Source organism: Micromonospora sp. BQ11, from assembly GCF_052068135.1.
Lineage (GTDB): Bacteria > Actinomycetota > Actinomycetes > Mycobacteriales > Micromonosporaceae > Micromonospora.
In genome coordinates, this window is the sequence record NZ_JBQHDB010000017.1 from 147702 (window position 1) to 169737 (window position 22036).

A 22036-nucleotide genomic window follows, 5' to 3' on the forward strand; every position below is an offset into this window, starting at 1 on the left:
GCGCTCCCATTACCGTGGCCAAACTACGGGGCGGTCGCGGTGTTGTGAAGACCTCCCGGCCGCGGTGGCGACAAACCACCCGAGCCGGACGAGCTTTCCCGTATCGCGTGGACAACTTTCGATTTTTCGGTGCGAAGTTCTGTCCGTGACAAGTGAAAGGCGTTAATGTCTGGGCACCACCACCCGGTGCTCCTCCAGTCGGCGGGAGCGGCACCGAGATCGCCACCCCTGGAGGTCTCGTGTCCCCTGTCCCGCGTCGACTGCTGGTCGTCGCCACCGTCCTGCTCACCGCCCTCGCCCCGGTCGGGGCACCGCCCGCCGCCGCCCACCCCGGCCACGCCGGCGGCCACCCCGCACCCGCCGAGGCACCCGCGCGTACCACCGCGGAGGCCGCCGTCGTGGCGCTCGCACCACCGGCCACCAGCGGCTTCGAAAAGGTCGCCCTCGACGGCGGGCTCACCATGGGCGAGCCGATCGAGCTGGCCGTCGCCCCCGACGGCAAGGTCTTCTACATCAACCGGGGCACCACCAACGGCGGCGGACAGGTCCGCCTCTACAACCCGGCGACGAAGACCACCACCGTGGCGCTCACCCTGGCCCTCGACGCGCGCTACGAGGACGGGCTGATCGGCATCACCCTGCACCCGAACTTCGCCACCAACCGCTGGGTGTACCTCTTCTACTCGCCCAAGGTGACCCCGCTGGTCAACCGGATCTCCCGGTTCACCTTCAACCCCTCGACGCTGCTGATCGACCCGGCCAGCGAGGACATGCTCATCGAGTGGCCCACCGAGCGCGACCTGTGCTGCCACTCCGCCGGCTCGATGAGCTGGGACTCCGCCGGCAACCTCTACTTCGCCGTCGGCGACAACACCAACTCCGGCGGCGACTCCGCCGGCATGGCGCCGATCGACGAGCGGACCACCCGCAACCCGCAGTACGACGCGCAGCGCACCTCCGGCAACACCAACGACCTGCGCGGGAAGATCAACCGGATCCACCCGGAGAGCGACGGCAGCTACACCATCCCGTCGGGCAACCTCTTCGCGGTGGGCACCGCGAAGACCCGCCCGGAGATCTACGTGATGGGGGTGCGCAACCCGTACCGGATCTGGGTCGACCGCAAGGCCGGCAACACCCTCTACTGGGGCGAGGTCGGGCCGGACGCGGGCGCCGACGTCGCCAACCGGGGGCCGGCCGCGTACGACGAGTTCAACCGGGCCACCGGCCCCGGCAACTACGGCTGGCCGTACTGCGGCGGGCCGAACGTCGCGTACAACGACTGGGACTTCGCCGCCAACGCGCCGCGCGGCTGGTTCCCCTGCGGCGGGTCGACCGGCCCGGTCAACGACTCGCCCCGCAACACCGGCCTCAACCAGCTCCCGCCGACCAAGCCCGCCCTGGTGTGGGAGCAGCACGGTGGCAGCGAGGACTGGCCGGCGTTGGACAACCCGGGCGGCTGCGGCTCGCCGGCCCACACCGAGGTCTACCACTACGACGCGAACCTGAACTCCGACGTCAAGTGGCCCGCCTACTACGACAACAAGTTGCTGATCTCGGAGTACTGCCGTAACTGGATCAAGGAGGTCCAGTTCGACAGCGGCAACCCCGCCACCGGCGCCCCGACCGTGATCGAGCCGGTGCTGTCGGGGATGTCCTTCGTGCACCCGATCGACGCGGAGTTCGGCCCGGACGGCTCGCTCTACCTGCTGGAGTACGGCAGCGGCTGGTTCTCCGGCGCCACCGACGCCGGACTCTACAAAATCAACTACGTGCAGGGTGGCCGGTCGCCGGTGGCCAAGGCCTCGGTGAACAAGGACAACGGCCTGGCGCCACTCGCGGTGACCTTCTCCAGCGCCGGCAGCTCCGACCCCGACAGCGACCCGCTCTCGTACGCCTGGGACTTCACCGACAACGGCAGCGTCGACTCTACGGCGGCCAACCCGTCGTTCACGTACACCTCGAACGGCAGCTTCAACGCCCGGCTGACCGTCAGCGACGGCACCGGACGCAGCGGCACCACCACGGTGCCGATCGTCGTCGGCAACAACCGGCCGACGGTGACCCTGAGCGGGCTGCCGGCGGGTGGCCTCTTCGACTGGGGGCAGGACCTGACCGTCTCCGCCTCGGCCAGCGACCCGCAGGACGGCACCCCGGCCTGCTCCGCCGTGGTGGTCCGGGCGGCGCTCGGGCACCAGGAGCACGCCCACGAGGAGGGGCAGGGCACCGGCTGCGGCGCCACCTTCAACACCGGCCCGGTGCACGCCGGTCCGGACTCGGTGCTCTTCTTCGTGCTGCGCGGCAGTTACACCGACTCCGGCGCGACCGGGTCGGTGGCGCTGACCGGCGAGAAGGAGATCAGCCTCTACCCGAAGCAGTGGCAGGCCGAGCACTACGTGGCGCTCAACGGCCCGAGGGTGATCGACCAGTCCGCCGCCGAGGGCGGCAAGCGGCTCGGTGACATCCAGAACGGGGAGAACGTCCGCCACCACGCGGTCAGCCTCAAGGGCATCACCGGGGTCAAGGCGCGGGTGTCCTCCGGCGGTGCCGGCGGCACGGTCTCCTTCCGGTACGACTCGCCGACCGGCCCCGAGGTCGCCCGGCTGACCGTGCCGAACACCGGCGGATGGGACTCCTACACCGAGGTCAGCGCCACGGTGACGAAGCCCGACGACGGCACCCACGACCTGTACCTGGTCTTCACCGGCGGCAGCGGGGCGCTCCTCGACGTGGACAGCTACACGTTCACCGGGCCCGGCGTCGGCACCGGCACCGGCGGGTCCCGCACCGGGGAGATCAAGGCCCTCGGCAAGTGCGTGGACATCGCCTCCAGCCAGACCGCCAACGGCACGAAGGTGCAGATCTGGACCTGCAACGGCACCGGGGCGCAGCAGTGGACGCTGCCCGGTGACGGCACGATCCGGGGCCTGAACAAGTGCCTGGACGTCAAGAGCAGCGGCACCGCCAACGGCAGCCTGGTCCAGCTGTACGACTGCAACGGCACCGGGGCTCAGCAGTGGACCGTCCAGCCCAACGGCAGTCTGCGCAACCCGCAGTCCGGTCGGTGCCTGGACATCCCCGGCTCGGTCACCACCGACGGCCGCCAGTTGCAGATCTACGACTGCAACGGCACCGCAGCGCAAACCTGGACGCTCCCCTGAGATGAAAGGAAGGGCCCTTTCTTAACGCCTAGTGCAGAGGAAGGGGCCCTTCTTAACACCCAGCGTCGTCGGTGCGCGTCCTGGCCGGCGGTCGCCGGGGATGCCGTCGACAATGGGGGGATGCGTCTGGTGATCACGGCGGACACCCACGTGCCGAAGCGGGCCAGGGACCTGCCCGCGCCGCTCTGGGCGGCGGTCGACGCCGCCGACGTGGTCGTCCACGCGGGTGACTGGGTGGACGAGTCGCTGCTGGACCTGCTGGAGGCGCGCGCCGGCCGGCTGGTCGGGGTGTACGGCAACAACGACGGACCGGCGCTGCGCGCCCGGCTGCCGGAGATCGCCCGCGTGGAGCTGGACGGGCTGCGGATGGCGGTCGTCCACGAGACCGGGCAGAAGACGCGGCGGGAGGAGCGCTGCGCCGCGCGGTTCCCCGACGTCGACGTGCTGGTATTCGGTCATTCGCACATCCCTTGGGACACCGTCGCCCCGGGCGGCCTACGCCTGCTCAACCCCGGCTCGCCGACCGACCGGCGGTCCCAGCCGTACGCCACGTACCTCACCGCACGGGTGGTCGACGGCCGGCTCGACGACGTGGAGCTGCATCGGCTCCCGCCGCGCTGAGCCCGACGGCGCCCGCCGTCGTACCGTCGCGGTCCGCCGCGCCGCCCGACCCGGCGCGGCGCGGCGGAACCGGTCACTGACCCCGGCCGGTCTCCTCCTGGAGCTCGTCGATCCGCTTGGAGGCCTCCGCCTTGGTCATGTCCTCCGGCAGGTCCTCGCCCGCCTCCCGGGCGAGCGTCGCCAGATACGACTCCTGCGCGGCGGTGGGCGGCTCGTCGCCGGTGACCCACTCGTCCGGGTCCTTGATCGCGCCCTGCGGGTTGGCGCGGCTGCTGTCGCGGTCCGTCATCATCTCCACCTTCCTTCGAACGGACGTGCCAATACCCGCGGTGGTCGCGATCCATGCCGGCGGCGGCGGATCTCTCGCCCCCGGAACGCGGCTGACGCATACGATCACCGGGTGGCTGCGGAGCGGGCGGGCGTGGTGGTGGTCGGTGCCGGGATCGCCGGTGTGGCGTGTGCCGTCGAGCTGGCCCGTGCCGGCATACCCGTGGCGGTGCGGGAACGCGGACGGGTGACCGGTGGGCGGATGGCCAGCAAGCGCTTCGACGGCCGGCCCGCCGACACCGGGGCGGCGTACTTCACGGTCAGCGACCCCGACTTCGCCGAGGTGGTGGAGCGGTGGCGGGCCGCCGGGCTGGCCCGGGAGTGGACCGACACCTTCGTCGCGTACGGGCCGGACGGCCGGCGGGACGTGCCCGGCCCGACCCGCTGGTCCGCGCCGCGTGGACTGCGTTCACTGGTCGAGGACCTGGCCCGCGACCTGCCGGTGACGGTGGACCGGCTGGTGCACACCGTCGAGCCGGGGCCGCGGGTGGACGGGCAGCCCTGCGAGGCCGTGGTGCTCGCCATGCCCGGTCCGCAGGCGGCGCTGCTGCTCGACCCGGGGTTGGCTGAGGCGACCCGGGCCGCGCAGGCGCAGGAATGGTCGCCGTCGCTGGCCGCGGTGCTGCGTTTTCCGGCCCGTGGCTGGCCCGACTTCCGGGGCGCCTTCGTCAACGACCACCCGGTCCTGAACCTCGTCTGTGACGACGGTGACCGGCGCGGGGACGCGGCCCCGGTCCTCGTCGCACACACGACGCCGGAGTTCGCCGCCGACTACTTGGCTCGGGCCAGCGACGCCGGCCCGGCGATCGAACAGGCCGTGCGGGACCTGCTCGCGCTCCCGGAACCGGCGGCCGACGTGCACGTGCACCGCTGGACGTACGCGAAGCCGACGGCCGGCCCGGGCGGGACGTACCACCTGGACGCGGACGGTGTGGGGCTCGCCGGGGACGCCTTCGGCAAGCCCCGGGTGCAGAGCGCCTGGCGCTCCGGCCACGACCTGGCCCGAGCCCTCACCACCCGCCTCTCCTGACCCCCGCCCCGCCCCGCCCCGCCCCGCCCGGTCCCGGTCCCGGTCCCGCGATCTTGCACTTTCGGTCGCCGAGATGGGGCTTTCGCGGCTTGTGCCGGGGCAGAAAGTGCAAGATCGCGGGAGGCAAGGGGTAGGGGGTGGGGCGTGGGGCGGGGTTGGGGTCAGGCTCGGGCGGGTTCGGGGGAGCGTTGGGCGGCGTCGGGAGGGGTGCGTTCGCCCTCGCGGTCGAGCAGTTGCATGACCGGGGTGGCCGCGATGCCGTGCACCACCACGGACACGATGACCACCAGGCCGACGGTGGCCCAGATCAGGTCCGCCTGCGGGAAGTCGGTCTTCGTCGTGGCGTACGCCAGGTAGTAGAACGAGCCGACGCCCCGGATGCCGAACAGCGCGATCACCCAGTGCTCGGCCGGGCGGCCGGGCGCTCCCCGCAGCGACAGCCAGCCGAAGAGCGGCCGGACCACGAAGATCAGCGCCAGGCCGACCGCCGCCGCCTGCCAGGTGAGCGGGGCCAGCAGACCGCCGACCACGGCACCGCCGAAGAGCAGCAGCAGCATCACGGTGAGCAGGCGCTCGACCTGCTCGGCGAAGTCGTGCAGCACGCCGTGGAACTCGGAGGTGCGTTCGGCGGCCCGGATCGCCCGCGCGGCCACGAACACCGCCAGGAAGCCGTACCCGCTGATCAGCTCAACCAGCCCGTACGCCAGGAACGTCGCGGCCAGCGCGAGGAAGCCCTCGGCGTGCCGGGCCAGGCGAAGCTCGCTCGGTGCCTGGAAGAACAGCTTGCCGAGCAGCCAGCCGATGAGCCAGCCGCCCGCGACGCCGGCGGCGACCTTCCAGAGCACGTCCACGGTGAGCCAGCCGACCAGCCAGTCCGACGGCGCCAGGCTGGTCGTGGCGATCGCGATGGCGGCGTACACGAACGGGAAGGCCAGGCCGTCGTTGAGACCCGCCTCGGAGGTGAGCGCGAAGCGCACCTCGTCCTCGGCGTCCTCGTCGGCGTTCGGCTCGCCGACCTGCACGTCGGCGGCGAGCACCGGGTCGGTGGGGGCGAGGGCCGCGGCGAGCAGCAGCGCGGCGGCCGGCACGAGGCCTGCCCACCACCAGCCGAGCAGCGCCGTCGCGGCGATGCAGAGCGGCATCGCGATCGCCAGCAACCGCCAGGTCGACGACCAGCGCTTCCAGCTCAACGGACGGTCGATCTTGAGGCCGGCGCCCATCAGCGCCACGATCACCCCGATCTCGGTGAGATGGGTGGCGATCTCCTTGTGCACGAGTGGATCGGGCATCGGCAGACCGGTCGGGAGCAGGAAGATCAGCATGCCCAGGCCGAGGAACGCTATCGGCATGGACAGTGGCCGACGATCCAACAACCGCGGCAGGATCCCTGCCAACAACGCACCGACACCGAACACCGCCAACGCGACGTCTACCGGCTCCACGAAACCACCTCTCCTGCCGCCCGTCGCGTACGGGCAGGTGGTCTCAGATCATGCCCATGGAAGCCTTTCCGTATGCCTGTCCGAATCGCCGGATCGGCGTGACCCTCACCTCCGGGTGGCGATCGGGGAGTCGGCGAGGGCGGCGAGCAGCGCGGCGGGATCGTCGTACACGGCCACCGCGCCCGCACCGGCCAGTTCGCCCCGGCTGGTGCCGCCGCAGGTAAGCCCCACACAGGGGATGTGCAGCTTGCCGGCGGCCGCGACGTCCCACACCGAGTCGCCGACGAAGACCACCCGGGCGGCGTCCAGCCCGGACTGCTCCAGCGCCGCCTCCAGGATGTCCGGCGCCGGTTTGCTCTCCTTTGCGTCCGCCGAGGAGGTGACCGTGTCGATGACGTCGTCGGCGGCGAGCGCGCGGCGCAGCGCGCCCACCTCGTGTTCGGCCGCCGAGGTGGCCAGCACCACCCGCAGGCCCCGCTCGGCGCAGGCCCGCAGCAGGTCGGCCGCGCGAGGCAGTGGCTCCAGCCGCTCCCAGTACTCCCCGTAGAGGGTGGAGTGGGCATCGAGCAGCTTCTGGTCGCCGTCGCGGTCGCGTTCCGGGCCGAGAAGGTGGTCGAGCAGCTTGTCCGAGCCCATCCCGATGGAGCGGTGGATCGTCGCCATCGGCACCGGCTGTTCGGACTGGCGGAGCGCCTCCCACCAGCTCACCGTGTGCAGGTAGGTGGTATCGACCAGGGTGCCGTCCACGTCGAAGAGCACGCCGGCGGGAGTCTCGTGAGCCATGGCCGTCCTCCTACCCCGTTCATGCGGCGGCGATGCCACCGGCGGGACCGCCGGACACGATCACTCCGCCGGGATGAGGATCTCGAACCAGACCGTCGAACCGCGGACGGTCGGGTCGGTCCCCCACGCGTCGCTCAGCTCCTCGATCAGGCCCAGCCCGCGGCCCCGGCTGCTCAACGTGTCGGTCTGCGCCCGGGTGACGGTGCCCCGGGTGCCCGAGTCGGCCACCGAGACCAGCAGTCGCTCCGGGCTGAGGTCGATCTCCACTCGGGCGGCGGTGCCGGCGTGCAGGAGCGCGTTGGTGGTCAGTTCGCTGGTGCACAGCACCGCCGCGCCGATCACCGACTCCGGTACCCGCCAGTCGGTGAGCTGGCCGGTCATCCAGTGCCGGACCCGGCTCGGCGCGGTCGGCTCGGCCGGGACCTCCATGCCCGCGGACCGGCTCGGTCGCAGCGCGTGCTCCACCGCGAGCACCGCCACGTCGTCCTCGGTGGTGCCGCCGACGGCGGCGGTGGCGACCGCGCAGAGCGCCCGCGGGTCTCCGCTACCCGCGGTGGCCACCGCCTCGGCCAAGGCGTCCAGGCCGACCGTCAGGCCCTGCCGTCGCCGCTCCACCACGCCGTCGCTGAACAGCAGCAGCGTGTCGCCGGGGACGAAACGGACGGTGGTGGTGGCCGGTCGGCAGCCGAGGCCCAGCGGAGCGCCGGTGGGCACGTCGAGGTACTCGGCGGTCGGCTCGCCGTCCGGCGCGCACCGGCGGATCAGCGGGGCGGGGTGGCCGGCGCTGGCCAGGGTCAGCCGGTGCCGGTCGGCGTCGACGACACCGAACACCACCGTGACGAACAGTTCGTGCGTACCGCCCTCGGCGCCGAGGCTGGTGACCAGCCGGTCGAGGCCGGCGAGCACGGCGTCCGGGCGTGGGTCGCTCAGCGCCAGCGCGCGCAGCGCGGCGCGCACCTGACCCATCCGCGCGGCGGCCTGGACGTCGTGGCCCGCCACGTCGCCGAGCACGATGCCCAGCCCACCGCCGGGCAGCAGGAAGGCGTCGTAGAAGTCGCCGCCGGCGGCGTTGCCGTCGACGCCCGGGTCGTACCGGGCGGCGATCCGCAGCAGGGGCAGGTCGGGCAGGTGCTCCGGGAGCATGCTGCGCTGGAGGAGCTGCGCGGTGCCGTGCTGGGTCTCGAACCGGCGGGCCCGTTCGGCGGCCTGACCGACCAGCTCCGCCGAGGCGGCCAGCAACGCCCGCTCGGCCGCCGACCAACCGTGCGGTCGCTGGTATCCGACGGTGAGAGCGCCCCGCACCACCGAGGCGCGCAGCGGCACCGTGGCCAGCGAGCGGATCTTCTGGTCGTGCCGGTCCACCGCGGTCCGGGCGAGCGGTTGGTCGTCCTCGACGAACATGGGTGTCCCGCTGCGGGCGGCGACGGTCACCGGGGCGCCCCACTCGGTCGGGGTGCGGCGCCACAGCGGGGGCAGCCGCTCGTCGGCCTCGTCCATCAGCTCGCCGCGCAGCCGCCGGACCGAGCGCCAGCCGCCGCCCTCGTCCACGGCGAAGGCGACCCGGTCGGCGTCGAACGAGCTGATCGCCCAGCGCAGCGCCACCCGGGCGACGTCGTCGAGGGTGAGCGTGCCGGCCAGCGCGGCGGCGAGGTCGCTGAGGCTCTGCAACTGCTGTGCGACCTGGGTGGTCTCCGCCGCCACGGTCAGCACGCCGACGACCGCGCCGGTGCTGTCCCGCACCGCCGAGTAGCCGCGGGTGAAGACGGCCTGCTCCATCACGCCGGAGCCGCGCCGCAGCAGCGGGAGGGTGGTCTCCTTCTCCAGGAAGGGCTCGCCCGTGCGGTAGGTGTGCTCGACGACCTCACCCACGCCGGGCAGGTGCCAGATCTCCGGGAACACCTCCGCGGCGGGTCGGCCCACCGCGGCCGGGTGCTTGTCGCCGATCAGCTCGGCGTACGCGTCGTTGTAGAGCAGGAGGAGGTCGTCGCCGAGGGCGAGGGCCATGGGCACCGGCGAGGCGAGGATCAGCTCGGCCGCCACGCGTACCGGATGGTCCCAGTCCGCGCGGGGGCCGAGCGGGGTACGGGACCAGTCGTGGTGGAGCACGAGGTCCGTGGCGGCGGGCTGACCGGAGACCGGGGCTGGGGGCATCGGGACCCGTCCGACCGTTCCTGGCATGCCCGCAGCCTAGTCCGACCGTCCGCGACGTCTCCGATCATGGGCCTGCGGACCTCGCGGGAACGGCCGTCCGGGCCGGTCAGAGCCCTCTCGGCCAAAACGGGGGGACCGGTGCGGGCGTGCCTTTGCCGCGACGGGGTAAGCGCGCGGCGCAGTCCATGCGACAGGAGGGACATCATGCCGGAAACCCTGGCGGTCAGGCAGGTCGACATCGGTGACGCCGTGGCCGACATGTGGAGATCGGTGCTGTTGTTCATACCGAGGGCCATCGCGTTCATCGCGATCCTCGTGGTCGGATGGCTCATCGCGAGAGCCGTCCTCAAGATCGTGGACGCGGCACTGGAACGGGTCAACTTCGACCGGGCCGTCGAGCGGGGCGGCATCAAGCGCGCACTGGAACGGACGAAGTACGACGCCAGCGACATCCTGGCGAAACTGGCGTACTACACCGTTCTGCTGTTCACCCTGCAGTTCGCCTTCGGCGTCTGGGGGCCCAACGCGATCAGTGACCTGATCAGCGGTGTGGTGGCCTGGCTGCCGCGCGCGTTCGTCGCGATCATCATCGTGGTCGTGGCCGCCGCGATCGCCAACGCCGTCCGCGATCTGGTGACCGGGGCGCTGGGCGGGCTCGCGTACGGGAAGATCCTGGCCGACCTGGTGGCCGTCTTCATCCTCGCGCTCGGTGTGATCGCGGCGCTGAACCAGGTGGGTATCGCCACGTCGGTGACGACCCCGGTGCTGATCACGGTGCTGGCCACGGTCGCCGGCATCCTGATCGTCGGCGTCGGCGGTGGTCTGGTGAAGCCGATGCAGAGCCGCTGGGACGGCTGGCTGAACCGGATGGCCGAGGAGTCGCGGGCGGTGCAGGAGCACCGGCGCGCACAGGCGGCGGGTCGGGGCGACACGGAGCGCCAGATGGCCGACCGGACCGGTGCCGAGCGGACCCAGGTCATCGCGCGGGGGCAGGAGTCCGGCGTGGCGGCCGGCCCCGGCACGGTGAGCGACGAGACGCAGCAGTTCCGCCGCCGCTGACGCACACGTCAGGGCTGGAGGGGAAGGGTGTCCGCGACCACGCGGGCGCCCTTCCCGCATGTCCGGGACGGGTCAGAGCCGGGGGAGCGGGGCGGGCTTCACGCCCAGCGTGCGGGCCAGCGCGCACACCGCGAGCAGCCGGGCGAGCGGCCAGTCCGGCGCCGACCAGTCGACCGGGCCGGCCGGGGGACGCCAGTCGTGCTGGAGCGCGGCCTCGCGTACCCCTTCGGCGTAGCCGGCGAGCGCGGCGGCGCTCAGCGGCCGGCGGTCGCCGTCCAGGCTCTCGCGCACCGCGGCGGCGTGCTGGTCGATCAGGGCGAGCAGGCCGGGCCGGGCGGCGGCGGCCGCCGTCCCGTCGGCCACGGACTCTTCCAGGGCGGCCAGGGTGGACCGCGCCGCGTCGACGACGGCACGGGAGCTGACCTGGTTCGACGGCACGCGCATGGGGACTGAGGCTATCCGGTGGATCGGGGGTTCGACCTCGGCCGCACGGCGGGTACCGGGTCCTCCACCGGGCGGTCGGGCGACGTCCGAGGGATTGAGTCGGCGGGGATCGGGCAGAGGAGAACCGCCCGGTGAGGGTGCGTCGAGACCACGGAGGACCGAATGACGGCACACCAGGACGGACCGGACGAGCGGCACCGGCGTCCCGCCGGCGTCAGCGACGAGACGGTCGCGGCACTCGGCAAGCTGAGCGAGGCGCTGGAGTGCGTGGAACGGGTGCGCGGTCACCTCTACTCGCTGCACCAGCTCGTCGGGCACGCCGACCTGATGCTCGACGAGGCGGTGGAGATGTTCCGGAAGGCCGGACACGGGCACATCGCCGATCGGATCGACACCGACCTGCTCGGCCGGAACGTGATCGCCGGGCGCTGGACGTTCCAGATCGTCGAGGACTTCGACGACGGCTACTACGCGCTGTTCCGGGAGCTCGACCGGGAGGCCCGTGAGGAGCTGGTCGCGGGGCGCCGCCACCTGTACGAGGCGGAGATGAAGGAACAGCGCCGGACCCGCGGTCGCCCCGGACACGAGGCGCGGCCCGGGGTCGGCACCTCGGACTAGTCCCGGGAGCGGGCCTCGGCCGGCTGGCGACGGGCCGCGTCGTCGGCGATGATCACGGTCGCCACCATCAGCGCGACGCAGAGGCTGAACAGCCAGGAGCTGTCGGAGACCAGCTTCGCGGAGACGGGCGCCTGGATGGCGGCGAGCAGGAAGCCGAGCCATGCGAGGCGACGCTGACGGGTCGTGAGGATGCCCTTGCCCTGATGCATTCCGAAAGTCTTACGCGCGAGGCGGTGCTTGCCGTCAGCCGAACGGCCGATTCTGGATGAGCTGTCCGCTTTCACGACCGCACGGACCGTGCTTTTTGTCTTGGCGGGGGAGGCTGGGTCTGCGGGAAACCCTGCGGGCAGGATGGCCTCCGTGCCCGCCACCCGGCCCCGCGCCTCCCTGCTCCTGCTCGCCTACCTCGCGTTCGTCAGCCTCGGCCTTCCCGACGGACTGATCGGGGTCGCCTGGCCGTCGATGCGGACGGACCTGGGCGTACCGACCGAGGCCGTCGGCCTGCTCCTCTTCGCCGGCACCGCCGGCTACCTCACCTCCAGCGTCCTCGCCGGCTTCACCCTGGCCCGGCTCGGCGTGGGCCGGCTGCTGGCCGTCAGCACGCTGCTGGCCAGCCTGGCGCTCACCGGCTACGCGTCCGCGCCCCACCTCACGCTGCTGATCGGATGCGCGCTGGTGCTCGGTCTCGGCTCCGGCGCGATCGACAGCGGACTGAACGCGTACGCGGCGGGAGCCTTCGGACCCCGGCACATGAACTGGATGCACGCCTTCTTCGGCCTCGGCGTGGCCATCGGGCCGCTCATCATGACCGGTGTGCTGAGCGCGGGGCTGGCCTGGCGCTGGGGCTACGGCAGCGTCGCCGCCGCGCAACTCGCCCTCGCCCTCGCGTTCGCCCTCACCGTCCGCGCCTGGCGGGACCGGGGACCGGCCGCGGGGTCCGCACCCGACCCGGCGGGAGGGGAGCTGGACACGGCCGCGCCGGCACCCGCCGTGGCGCCGACCCTGGCGCCGGTACGCGTACGCGACACCCTCCGCCTGCCGGCGGCGTGGCTCGGCGCGCTGGCCTTCGCGGTGTACGTCGCGATCGAGGTGGCCGCCGGACTCTGGGCGTTCCTGCTGCTCACCGAGGGGCGAGGGATGAGCGCGGCGGTGGCCGGTGGTGCCGTCTCGGCGTACTGGGGGAGCCTGTTCGTCGGGCGGGTGGTGCAGGGCGTGGTGGCCGAGCGGCTGGGAACGGCCAGGATCCTGCGGGGCAGCCTGCTGGGGATGGCGGTCGGGGCGGGCCTGGTGGCCGTACCCGGGCCGGCCTGGCTCGCCGTGGCCGGGCTCGTCGTGGTCGGCTTCGCCGCGGCGCCGGTGTTCCCGCTGCTCACCCTCACCACCGCCGAGCGGGTCGGCGCGGCGCACGCCGATCGGGTCATCGGGTTGCAGATCGGGGCGGCCGGGCTGGGTGCGGCGCTGGTCCCGGCCGGGATCGGGGTGCTGATCAGCCGGACCTCGGTCGAGGTGCTCGGGCCGACGCTGCTGGTGCTCGCCGTGGTCCTGCTGACCGTCCACGCCACCGGAACCCGCCGCCCTCGGCCGGCGGCCTGACCCGATGAGGACACGAGGACGCCCGGCCCCGCCGGGAGGCGGCGGAACCGGGCGTACCCGATCAGATGGTGTCAGGGCCGGTGCGGCCGGTGGTCGAGGGACGGTACGCCCGCTCCGGATCGGTCGGCTCCCGCCCGGCGCCGGCGGCGTCGCCACCGCGGTCCACCGCCTCCGGGCCGTGCCCGAACGCGGCCTCCTCACCGGCGTCGTTGCCGGTCACGTCGTCGGTCTGGCCGTCCAGGGTCGACCGGGCGACCGCCCGTTCCAACTCCCGCAGCGGAGTCTTCTCCTCGTCGCGCCACACCCTGTTGTCGTCCGTCATACCCCTCGCGGTACCCGACCGGCCCACCGCCAAACAGCACACGCCCCGGGTACGCCGATGGCCGCCGGGGGACCGGCGGCCATCGGGAGTCGTGTAGCGGGGGTGTCAGGTCACGGCGTCGGACGGTCCACGTGGCCGCGCCACGCGCCGGTCTCCTGGCCACGCCGTTCGATGAACTGCTTGAACCGCTCCAGGTCGCCCTTGGCGCGGCGGTCGACGATGCCGAGCTTGTCGCCGGCCTTCTCCACCACGCCGTGCGGCTCGAACTCCAGCTGCAGGGTGACCCGGCTGGTGCTCTCGTCGAGGCGGTGGAAGGTGACCACACCGGCGTGCTGGGTGCCGCCGGTGGACCGCCACGCGACGCGCTCGTCGGGGAGCTGCTCGGTGATCTCGGCGTCGAACTCGCGCTTCACCCCGGCGATCTCGACGGTCCAGTGGGTCATCGTGTCGGAGAGCTGCCGAACCTCCTGCACACCCTCCATGAAGTGCGGGAACTCCTCGAACTGGGTCCACTGGTCGTACGCGGTGCGCACCGGGACGGAGACGTCCACGTGTTCGATTACGCCACTCATCAGGACTTCCTCCCTATGTCCGCCGATGACGTGCCCGGATCGTGCGATCCGATCACCAGCGGGTCGTCTCGTTCTTGTGGCCGAGCGCCGCCCACACCTCGGAGACCGTCTGGTACCGGGTCCCCTCGGGCAGTCGCTCCAGCTCGGCGACGATGTCGTCCGGGGCGTCGTTGTCCCGCGCGTTGGCGATCAGACCCTCGCGGTCGCCGGGCAGGGCGCTCATCGTGATGAACCGCCCGAGCCGGCTGCGCTCTTCGACGTCCTCCGAGCTCATGCCCTTCGGTGCGCCGGTACGCGTCTCGCCGGCCGGCGCCGTCGTCACCTCCGGCTGGTCCTCGCCCGCCGGCTCCGGCACGCGGGCCTCGTCGACGCGTGAGCCGCCGGTCCCCGGCCCCTGCAGGAGGCCGCTGACCTCCTGGCTCATCTGCTCGTCGAGCCTCGGTCCGTGCTTGCTGCTGCCACGTTCCATGCCTTGTGCGCTACCCGGTGGCCGCACGGATAAACCCGGCACACGGTCACGTACCGGCCGGGCTCTTGGGTTCCAGGACCGGCTCGTCCGCGTCCGGGACGCCGGCCTGGAGCACCCGTCCGCGCTGCAACTCGGCGTTGATCTGCACGCCGAGCATGAGCGCCGAGTTCGACAGGTAGAGCCAGACGAGGAAGGCGATGACGGCGCCGAGGCTGCCGTACGTGGCGTCGTACGAGCCGAAGTTCGCGACGTACAGGCCGAACCCGAAGGAGGCCAGGACCCAGGACACCAGGGCGACCGCGCCCCCCGGGGTGAGCCAGCGGAAGCGGGGCTGCTTGACGTTCGGGGCGATCCAGAACAGCAGGCTGAGCAGCACCATCATGATCATGGCGAGCACCGGCCACTTCACGATGCTCCACACGGTGCGGGCCAGACCGCCCGCGTTGATCAGGTTCCCGACCGCGTCGGTCACCGGCCCGCTGACGATCAGGCCCACCGCGACGACCGCCAGCAGCACCATCGAGACCGCCGCCAGGCCGATCTGCATCGGGCGCAGCTTCCACACCGGCCGCCCCTCCTCGACGCCGTAGATGGCGTTGGACGCACGGGTGAACGCGCCGATGAAGCCCGAGGCCGACCACAGGGCGCCGAGCAGACCGAAGCTGAGCAGCACACCCGAGCCGTTCTGTTGCTCCACCACGCCCCGGACGACGTTCACGAAGCCCTCGTTGCCCACCACCGCTCCGGCGCCCACGTCGCGCGCCAGGTCCAGCACCGTGTCCACGGTCTCCTCGCCGTTGGAGACCAGCCCGACCAGGGCGACCACCACGATCGTGGAGGGGAACAGCGCCAGCACGCCGTAGTAGGTCAGCGCCGCCGCCCAGTCCGCGCAGTTGTCCTTGAGGAAGCTCTGCACGCTGCGCACCAGCACCCCGCGCCAGGTCGACCAGCTGAGCTGGCGTACCCGGCGGGGGAGGTGTGACCGCTGTGCCTCGTCGAGCGCCGTCCCGGGCTCCGTCGTCGTCATGGCCCGCTCCCTGTGCCGGGGCCACCGGATGTCGGGGTACACCCGGATTCGCCTGGCTCCGCCGGTACCCGGCGCCGGAAATCGACAAACCCGGCTGCCCGTCGCGGCGACCGTGGCGTTTGCCTCCGCACCCACGGGGAACGGACAAGTCAGACCCATCGACGCGGAGGAGGACGAGATGCCCGGGCGCGAGGACATGCCCAGCACCCTGCGGCGCTCCCCGGAGAAGGCGCAGCGCACGTGGGAGAAGACCCACGACTCGGCGGTGGAGACCTACGGCGAGGGCGAGCGGTCCCACCGCACCGCGTTCGCCGCGGTCAAGCACCAGTTCGAGAAGGTCGGCGACCACTGGGAGCCGAAGGGCCGCAAGGGCCCGAGCGACCGCCAGGCCGCCGGCGGCGGGCCGCAGCGGCGCGCGGCGACGGCCGGCGGTGTGGACGCCAACGCGACCAAGGACCACCTCATGGAGGTCGCGCGCAAGCTCGACGTCCCCGGCCGGTCCAGCATGACCAAGCCGGAGCTGGTCACGGCGATCGAGAAGGCGAACAACCGCCAGACCGCCAAGGCCCGCGAGAAGAAGCGCTGAGGCGTACGCGACGACGGGGCCGTTCCGGATCGGAACGGCCCCTTTCGCGTCACCGGCTCACCAGTGCCCGCCGCCCGGCGCCTCGAGGTGCACCGCCTTGGTCGCGCTGAACTCGTCCAGCAGTTCCGGGCCGTACCCGAAGCCCTGGCCGCTGCCCCGGCGCGGATGCGCGGCACCGCCCGGCGCGCCGCCGAAGACCGCGTTGATCTTCACGGTGCCCACCGGTAGCTCCCGCCAGGCGCGCTGCGCGTGGCTCATCGAGCCGGTGAGCACCGTCGCGGCCAGTCCGTACGGCGAGTCGGCGGCGCAGCGCAGCGCCTCGGAGAACGAGTCCACTACCACGATCGGCGCGACCGGGCCGAAGGTCTCCTCGCGGACCAGCGGCATGTCGTGCCGGCAGTCGGTGACCACGGTGGCCGGGTAGAAGGCCCCCGGCCCGTCCGGCACCGTGCCGCCGACGCGGATACGCGCCCCCTGCGCCGCCGCCGCGACCACCTGTCCGTGCACGTGGTCGCGGTGCCGCCGGTCCACCAGCGGCCCCAGCTCGGTGCCGGAGTCGGTGCCCGGACCGGTCCGCAGCGCCGCCGCCCGCTCCGCCAGCGCCTCGACGAAGTCCTCGGCCACGTCCCGGTGCACGTAGATCCGTTCCACGGCCACGCAGATCTGCCCGGCGTTGGCGAACGCGCCGATCGCCGCCTGCCCGGCCGCCCAGACCGGGTCGACGTCGGCGTCGACGATCAACGGGTCACTGCCGCCGTTCTCCAGCAGCACCTTCGCGCCGGTGCGGGCCGCCGCCGCGGCGATGGTCCGCCCGGTGGCGGTGGACCCCACGTGGGCCACCACGTCCACCTCCTGGGCGGACAGCGCGGCACCGACCTCCGGGCCGCCGGTCAGCAGCGACAGCACCCCCGGCGGCAGCGCCGAGTCCAGGGCCCGGGCCAGCAGCCAGCCGGTCGCGGGCGTCCGCTCGCTCGGCTTGTAGAGCACCACGTTGCCGGTGACCAGGGCGGCGCCGAGCAGCCCGCACGAGACGGCCACCGGGTCGTTCCACGGGGTGATCGCGGCCACCACGCCGCGTGGCTGCGGGGTCATGAAGTCGATCGCGTCGGCACCGCCCAGCAGGGTCCGGCCGCCGCGCACCGGCGCCAGCTCCGCGTACTGGCGCAGCGTGCCGATGCCCGCCTCGACGCCGCCCCGGGCGTCGTCCAGCGGCTTGCCCATCTCGGCCGTCGTGGCCCGGGCCAGCTCGTCGGCGACCGCCGCGACCGCGTCCGCCGCCCGGTGCAGGGCCGCGGCCCGCTCCGCCGGTGCGGTCGCCGCCCACTCCGCCACGACGCCGCGCGCCGCCTCCACCGCCTTGCCGACCTCGTCCGCCGTCGCCACCGGCACCGAGCTGACCGGAGAACCGTCCGCCGGATCGTGGACGACCAGTTCGCCGCCCTCGCCCCCGGCACCCCACACTCCACCAATGAGCTGTGCAACCGTGTACATGCGGCAGTGGATGCCCCGGTCCGCACAGGGCAAACGCGTTTCGCCCGGTTGGAGGCAGGGTAGGCGGATCGGATGACTCGGAGCGGTAGGGACAGCGGATGACTTCGACCGGCGCGGAGAGCGCGGATGCCGTCGTCGTCGGGGCCGGCCACAACGGTCTCGTCGCCGCCAACCTGTTGGCCGACGCGGGCTGGGACGTCGTGGTGCTGGAGGCCACCGCCGTTGCCGGCGGTGCGGTCCGTTCCGCCGAGGTGACCGCCCCCGGCTACCTGAGTGACCTGTACAGCTCCTTCTACCCCCTCGGCTACGCCTCCCCGGTGATGAACGGCCTCGGGCTGGACCGCTACGGGCTGCGCTGGCGGCACGCGCCGGACGTGCTGGCCCACCTGCTGCCCGACGGCCGGGCGGCGGTGCTCAATCGCGACCCGGAGGCGACCGCGGCGTCGCTGGAGGCGTTCGCGCCGGGCGACGGCAAACGGTGGCTCAACGCGTACGACGACTGGTGCCAGGTCGCCGAGCCGATGCTGGGCGCCATCACCCGGCCCTTCCCACCCGTAAAGGACGGCGTGGCCCTGCTGCGCCGGCTGCGGGTGTCCGGGGCGCTGCGGCTGGCCCGGCGCCTCGTCGTGCCGGTGCGCAAGCTCGGCGACGAACTCTTCGACGGGCCGGGCGGCCCGGCCCTGCTGGCCGGTTGTGCCCTGCACACCGACCTGTCCCCGGACGAGGCCGGCTCCGGCGTGTACGGCTGGCTGCTCGCGATGCTGGGTCAGCAGGTCGGCTGGCCGGTGCCGGACGGCGGGGCGCAGAAGATCACCGACGCGCTGGTGGCCCGGCTGACCGAACGCGGTGGTCGGATCCTCTACGGCGCCCGGGTCGACCGGGTGCTGACCGCCCGGGGACGGGCGATGGGCGTACGCACCGTGGGCGGCGCGCTGTGGCGTGCCCGGCGGGCGGTCCTCGCGGACGTCCCGGCGCCGGCCCTCTACCTGGACCTGGTGGGCGCGGGAGCGCTGCCGCCCCGCCTGGTCGAGGACCTGGCCCACTTCCGGTGGGACGGCTCGACGGTGAAGGTCGACTGGGCTCTTTCCGCACCGGTCCCGTGGACCAACCGCGCCGTGGCCCCCGCCGGCACCGTGCACCTCGGGTCCGATGTCGACGGCCTGACCACGTACGCCGCCGAACTGGCCCGGAACGAGATGCCCCGCGACCCGTTCCTGCTGGTCGGGCAGATGACGGTGGCCGACCCGAGCCACTCGCCGCCGGGCACCGAGTCGCTGTGGTCGTACACCCACCTGCCGTTCCGGCGGAACTGGCGGGCGGAGGAGATCGCCGCGCACGTCGAGCGGATGGAACAGGTGATGGAGGAGGCCGCGCCCGGCTTCCGCGGCCTCATCGTGGGACGGCACGTCGCCGGGCCGGCCGACCTGGAGGCCGGCGACCCGAGCCTGGTCGGCGGGGCGCTGGGTGGCGGCACCGCCGCCGCGTACCAGCAGCTCTTCCTGCGGCCGATCCCCGGCCTCGGGCGCGCGGACACCCCGGTGGACCGGTTGTTCCTGGCCAGCGCCTCCGCACACCCCGGTGGCGGGGTGCACGGCGCGCCCGGCGCGAACGCCGCCCGCGCCGCCCTGGCCCGCGACCGGGCCGTCACCGGCGGTCTGTACGCGGCGACGATCGGCGCCGCGCACCGGACCGTCTACCGCCCCTGACGTCGCCGGCTCCGGCGACGACGCGGGGCGTCAGCGGGTGACGTGACGGTGCTTGCTGCGCAGCTTGAACGGCATCAGCGCGCTCTCGATCTTGGTGGCGGTGGTCATCTTCGACGCGCCGTCCCGCCGCTCCTCGAAGCGGATCGGCACCTCCAGGATCGTGTGCCCCAGCTTGGTGGCCAGGTAGTGCATCTCCACCTGGAAGCTGTAGCCGTTGGACTGCACGCGCTCCAGGCCGATGTCGTGCAGCGCGTCCGCCCGCCAGATCTTGAACCCGGCGGTCAGGTCGCGGATCCGCACCCGCAGCAGCGTGTGCACGTAGAGGTTCGCCCAGCCGCTGAGGGCCCGCCGGTACAGCGGCCAGTTCTCGTCCAGCTCGCCGCCGGGCACGTACCGGGAGCCGATCACCACGCCCGCGCGGGTGGAGAGCAGGGCGCCGAGCATGCCCGGCAGCGCCTCCGGCGGGTGCGAGAGGTCCGCGTCCATCTGCGCCACGTACTCCGCGCCGCCGTCGAGGGCACGCCCGATGCCGTCCACGTACGCGCGCCCGAGCCCCTCCTTGCCGGGGCGGTGCACGACCTCGATCCGGTCCGGGTGCTCGATGGCCAGCTTGTCGGCCACCTCACCGGTGCCGTCCGGCGAGTTGTCGTCGGCGACCAGGATCTTCAGGCCCGGCAGGGGCAGGGCAAGGAGCCGCTCGACGAGGACCGGAAGGTTGCCCGCCTCGTTGTAGGTCGGCACAACGACGGTCACGCGCACGTCCCGCCACGGCGAGGGCAGCTGCACGGCTTCAATCATCTCGGACATCCTCGGTCTGCGGACAGGGCTCCCTGAGAGGGTAGCCACCTGCTCCGTCCGTGCTGACGTGCGCCTCCGATACCGGCCCGGCGCGCCGCGTTCCGCGCACGTCCGACGGCTCGCCCGGGGGCCGGTCGCTCAGCGCCGACGCCGGCCGAGAGCGGTCAGGGCCAGGGCCAGCACGGTCAACGCGACGCCGGAGACGGCCGGCTTGTGCGTCCCCACCCACAGTGCGGCGGAGGTGCGCCGGGCGCGGTCGGTGAAGACGCCCTCGGCGCCCCGGTCCGCGTCGTCGTCGCCGGGCCGGTCGAGGTTGTCCCGCCAGGTGGCCGGATCGATCTCGGTCCCGGTCTGCTGGCTGTCGTACCCGTCGCGGGCCAGCTTCCGGTCCAGCAGGCCGGGCGCCAGGACATCGCCCAGCCGGGCCTTCCAGGTCGGTCCGCCCACGTTGAGTTCCCGGGGGCCGTGGTCGGCGGCCCAGACGATGGCCCGGGCGGCCACCTCCGGCGCGAAGATCGGCGGCACCGGCTGCGGGTGACGGGGCAGCCGCGTCCGCACCCAGGAGAACTGCGGCGTGTTGATCGCCGGCAGTTGGACCATCGACAGCTTCACGCCGGGGTACTCGTGCAGCAACTCCGACCGCAGTGAGTCGTTGAAGCCCTGGATCGCGTGCTTGCTCGCGCAGTACGCCGACTGGAGGGGGATGCCCCGGTAGGCCAGCGCCGAGCCGACCTGCACGATCGCGCCCCGCCCGTGGACCCGCATGTGCCGCAGCGCGGCCAGCGTGCCGTGGACGGTGCCCAGGTAGTTGACCTCGGTGACCCGGCGGAACTCCGGCGCGGTCACCTCCCAGGCGGGCGCGAACACCGACACCATCGCGTTGTTGACCCACACGTCGATGCCGCCGTACCGGTGCACGACGTCGTCGGCGGCCTGCTGCACCGCGCCCGCGTCGGCCACGTCGACCTGGTAGGTCCGCACGTCCGTCGCGCCGCGCTCGCGGCAGTCCCGCTCCGCCGCCGCCAGACCGGCCGCGCCACGCGCGAGCAGCGCCAGCCGGGCACCCCGTTCGGCGTACGCGCGGGCGACCGCTCGTCCCACGCCGGCGCTCGCCCCGGTCACCACCACGGTCGGCGTCATTCCGGGCTCTTCTGTCGCCGGGCGATGTCGGAGAGCCGGTCCAGCGTCTCCTTGTTGCGCTGGTGCAGCACCAGGTCGTTCGCCTTGTTGCGGACCCACCGCAGCGGGCCGGCGGCGAAGTCCTCGCCGATGCGGACCCGGGTGCTGCGCTCACCCACCTGCTCCAGGGTGAACACGACGATCGCCTCACCGGCCGGCCACAGACCGGCCCGGATGATCAGTTTGTGCGGCGGCTCGCACCCCAGCACCGTCGAGGAGTCCTGGAGCGAGAACGGCCACGGCCCAGCCTTGTGGTGCAACTGGCTGCCCACCCGGGGCCAGGCCTCGTCGACGTCGCGGACGTGCACCGTGCCCACCACCCAGTCGCTGTACGTCCATCCGTCGGCGAGCACCGCCCAGATCTGCTCGGGGGGAGCCTCGATCACTTTCTCCACAATCGCCACTGTGCCCCCATACCCGGGTGTCGACTCCGGCTAACAACCAGCGGGTTAGCTTCTCCGCAGCGACGGGTAACGCCACCTCGGGCCGGCGTGGCGACGCCGCCGGCGTCGCGGCACGGGCACCGCGCCGATGATGATGTTTACTCCTCGGGGCGCAGGGAACCCGCCGGCTGTGCGACAGGACCACGTGGAGCCGGATCAGCGCAGGTCAGCCCGGGTTGACGCCGGTGTCGACCGGTCTGGATCCGCCCCCGTC

22 protein-coding genes are annotated in these 22036 nt (G+C 73.0%); 8 read left to right on the forward strand and 14 right to left on the reverse strand.

Annotation, left to right across the window (positions count from 1 at the left end; all coding sequences use genetic code 11):
- Positions 1 to 239 precede the first annotated feature (239 nt).
- Together ACTMSW_RS28065 and ACTMSW_RS28070 are read left to right on the forward strand one after the other, a co-directional pair.
- Positions 240 to 3161, forward strand: coding sequence for a ricin-type beta-trefoil lectin domain protein (locus ACTMSW_RS28065; protein ID WP_441183726.1), 2922 nt, complete (start codon positions 240 to 242; stop codon positions 3159 to 3161).
- A gap of 120 nt (positions 3162 to 3281) precedes the next feature.
- The gene (locus ACTMSW_RS28070) at positions 3282 to 3782 is read left to right on the forward strand and encodes a metallophosphoesterase family protein (RefSeq protein WP_441183727.1); all 501 of its coding nucleotides are present in this window, start codon (positions 3282 to 3284) and stop codon (positions 3780 to 3782) included.
- 73 nt (positions 3783 to 3855) lie between these two features.
- Here the strand turns inward: ACTMSW_RS28070 and ACTMSW_RS28075 are convergent, their stop codons facing one another.
- Complete coding sequence (locus tag ACTMSW_RS28075; protein ID WP_357031717.1) at positions 3856 to 4074, reverse strand: DUF3072 domain-containing protein; 219 nt, start codon at positions 4072 to 4074, stop codon at positions 3856 to 3858.
- Between the two features lie 129 nt (positions 4075 to 4203).
- On the opposite strand from ACTMSW_RS28075, the gene ACTMSW_RS28080 reads away from it, so the two are divergent.
- On the forward strand, positions 4204 to 5139 hold the full coding sequence (locus tag ACTMSW_RS28080; protein ID WP_441183752.1) for an NAD(P)/FAD-dependent oxidoreductase: 936 nt from the start codon (positions 4204 to 4206) through the stop codon (positions 5137 to 5139).
- 161 nt (positions 5140 to 5300) lie between these two features.
- Here the strand turns inward: ACTMSW_RS28080 and ACTMSW_RS28085 are convergent, their stop codons facing one another.
- The 3 genes from ACTMSW_RS28085 to ACTMSW_RS28095 form a co-directional block, all read right to left on the reverse strand.
- Positions 5301 to 6581: a cation:proton antiporter gene (locus ACTMSW_RS28085; RefSeq protein WP_441183728.1), complete on the reverse strand. Its 1281-nt coding sequence runs from the start codon at positions 6579 to 6581 to the stop codon at positions 5301 to 5303.
- 105 nt (positions 6582 to 6686) lie between these two features.
- A complete protein-coding gene (locus ACTMSW_RS28090; RefSeq protein ID WP_441183729.1) occupies positions 6687 to 7364 on the reverse strand; it encodes an HAD family hydrolase in 678 nt (225 codons plus the stop codon).
- A gap of 60 nt (positions 7365 to 7424) precedes the next feature.
- Positions 7425 to 9542 (reverse strand): ATP-binding SpoIIE family protein phosphatase, encoded by a 2118-nt coding sequence (locus ACTMSW_RS28095; protein WP_441183730.1) that lies wholly within the window; start codon positions 9540 to 9542, stop codon positions 7425 to 7427.
- Between the two features lie 177 nt (positions 9543 to 9719).
- On the opposite strand from ACTMSW_RS28095, the gene ACTMSW_RS28100 reads away from it, so the two are divergent.
- Positions 9720 to 10574, forward strand: coding sequence for a mechanosensitive ion channel family protein (locus ACTMSW_RS28100; RefSeq protein WP_441183731.1), 855 nt, complete (start codon positions 9720 to 9722; stop codon positions 10572 to 10574).
- Positions 10575 to 10646: 72 nt separating this feature from the next.
- Here ACTMSW_RS28100 and ACTMSW_RS28105 read toward each other — a convergent pair whose 3' ends face one another.
- Positions 10647 to 11018: a DUF6401 family natural product biosynthesis protein gene (locus ACTMSW_RS28105; RefSeq protein WP_441183733.1), complete on the reverse strand. Its 372-nt coding sequence runs from the start codon at positions 11016 to 11018 to the stop codon at positions 10647 to 10649.
- A 162-nt stretch (positions 11019 to 11180) separates the two neighbouring features.
- Between ACTMSW_RS28105 and ACTMSW_RS28110 the strand changes: the two genes are divergently transcribed.
- A complete protein-coding gene (locus ACTMSW_RS28110; protein ID WP_441183734.1) occupies positions 11181 to 11636 on the forward strand; it encodes a hypothetical protein in 456 nt (151 codons plus the stop codon).
- Here ACTMSW_RS28110 and ACTMSW_RS28115 read toward each other — a convergent pair.
- A complete protein-coding gene (locus tag ACTMSW_RS28115) occupies positions 11633 to 11845 on the reverse strand; it encodes a hypothetical protein (RefSeq protein ID WP_441183735.1) in 213 nt (70 codons plus the stop codon). The two genes, ACTMSW_RS28110 and ACTMSW_RS28115, sit on opposite strands and share 4 nt — an antisense overlap.
- Before the next feature lie 142 nt (positions 11846 to 11987).
- Between ACTMSW_RS28115 and ACTMSW_RS28120 the strand changes: the two genes are divergently transcribed.
- Positions 11988 to 13229 carry an MFS transporter gene (locus tag ACTMSW_RS28120; protein WP_441183736.1) on the forward strand — a complete coding sequence of 414 codons (1242 nt, stop codon included), beginning with the start codon at positions 11988 to 11990 and terminating at the stop codon, positions 13227 to 13229.
- A gap of 61 nt (positions 13230 to 13290) precedes the next feature.
- Here the strand turns inward: ACTMSW_RS28120 and ACTMSW_RS28125 are convergent, their stop codons facing one another.
- From ACTMSW_RS28125 to ACTMSW_RS28140, 4 genes are all read right to left on the reverse strand, one after another.
- Positions 13291 to 13551 (reverse strand): hypothetical protein, encoded by a 261-nt coding sequence (locus tag ACTMSW_RS28125; RefSeq protein WP_441183737.1) that lies wholly within the window; start codon positions 13549 to 13551, stop codon positions 13291 to 13293.
- Positions 13552 to 13661: 110 nt separating this feature from the next.
- The gene (locus ACTMSW_RS28130) at positions 13662 to 14123 is read right to left on the reverse strand and encodes an SRPBCC family protein (protein WP_441183738.1); all 462 of its coding nucleotides are present in this window, start codon (positions 14121 to 14123) and stop codon (positions 13662 to 13664) included.
- 52 nt (positions 14124 to 14175) lie between these two features.
- Complete coding sequence (locus ACTMSW_RS28135) at positions 14176 to 14592, reverse strand: DUF2795 domain-containing protein (protein ID WP_441183739.1); 417 nt, start codon at positions 14590 to 14592, stop codon at positions 14176 to 14178.
- 46 nt (positions 14593 to 14638) lie between these two features.
- Positions 14639 to 15619, reverse strand: a complete 981-nt coding sequence (locus tag ACTMSW_RS28140; protein ID WP_441183740.1) for a YihY/virulence factor BrkB family protein — start codon at positions 15617 to 15619, stop codon at positions 14639 to 14641.
- Positions 15620 to 15797: 178 nt separating this feature from the next.
- Between ACTMSW_RS28140 and ACTMSW_RS28145 the strand changes: the two genes are divergently transcribed.
- Entirely contained in the window at positions 15798 to 16205 is a 408-nt protein-coding gene (locus ACTMSW_RS28145; RefSeq protein ID WP_441183741.1) for a ChaB family protein, read from the forward strand.
- Between the two features lie 57 nt (positions 16206 to 16262).
- Here the strand turns inward: ACTMSW_RS28145 and ACTMSW_RS28150 are convergent, their stop codons facing one another.
- Complete coding sequence (locus ACTMSW_RS28150; RefSeq protein WP_441183743.1) at positions 16263 to 17696, reverse strand: aldehyde dehydrogenase family protein; 1434 nt, start codon at positions 17694 to 17696, stop codon at positions 16263 to 16265.
- 98 nt (positions 17697 to 17794) lie between these two features.
- On the opposite strand from ACTMSW_RS28150, the gene ACTMSW_RS28155 reads away from it, so the two are divergent.
- Positions 17795 to 19402, forward strand: coding sequence for a phytoene desaturase family protein (locus ACTMSW_RS28155; RefSeq protein WP_441183744.1), 1608 nt, complete (start codon positions 17795 to 17797; stop codon positions 19400 to 19402).
- A 30-nt stretch (positions 19403 to 19432) separates the two neighbouring features.
- Here the strand turns inward: ACTMSW_RS28155 and ACTMSW_RS28160 are convergent, their stop codons facing one another.
- The 3 genes from ACTMSW_RS28160 to ACTMSW_RS28170 form a co-directional block, all read right to left on the reverse strand.
- Positions 19433 to 20200, reverse strand: a complete 768-nt coding sequence (locus ACTMSW_RS28160) for a polyprenol monophosphomannose synthase (RefSeq protein ID WP_441183745.1) — start codon at positions 20198 to 20200, stop codon at positions 19433 to 19435.
- A 138-nt stretch (positions 20201 to 20338) separates the two neighbouring features.
- Positions 20339 to 21340 carry an SDR family oxidoreductase gene (locus ACTMSW_RS28165; RefSeq protein WP_441183746.1) on the reverse strand — a complete coding sequence of 334 codons (1002 nt, stop codon included), beginning with the start codon at positions 21338 to 21340 and terminating at the stop codon, positions 20339 to 20341.
- Complete coding sequence (locus ACTMSW_RS28170) at positions 21337 to 21774, reverse strand: SRPBCC family protein (RefSeq protein ID WP_441183747.1); 438 nt, start codon at positions 21772 to 21774, stop codon at positions 21337 to 21339. Before ACTMSW_RS28170 ends, ACTMSW_RS28165 begins: the two co-directional genes overlap by 4 nt.
- Positions 21775 to 22036 lie beyond the last annotated feature (262 nt).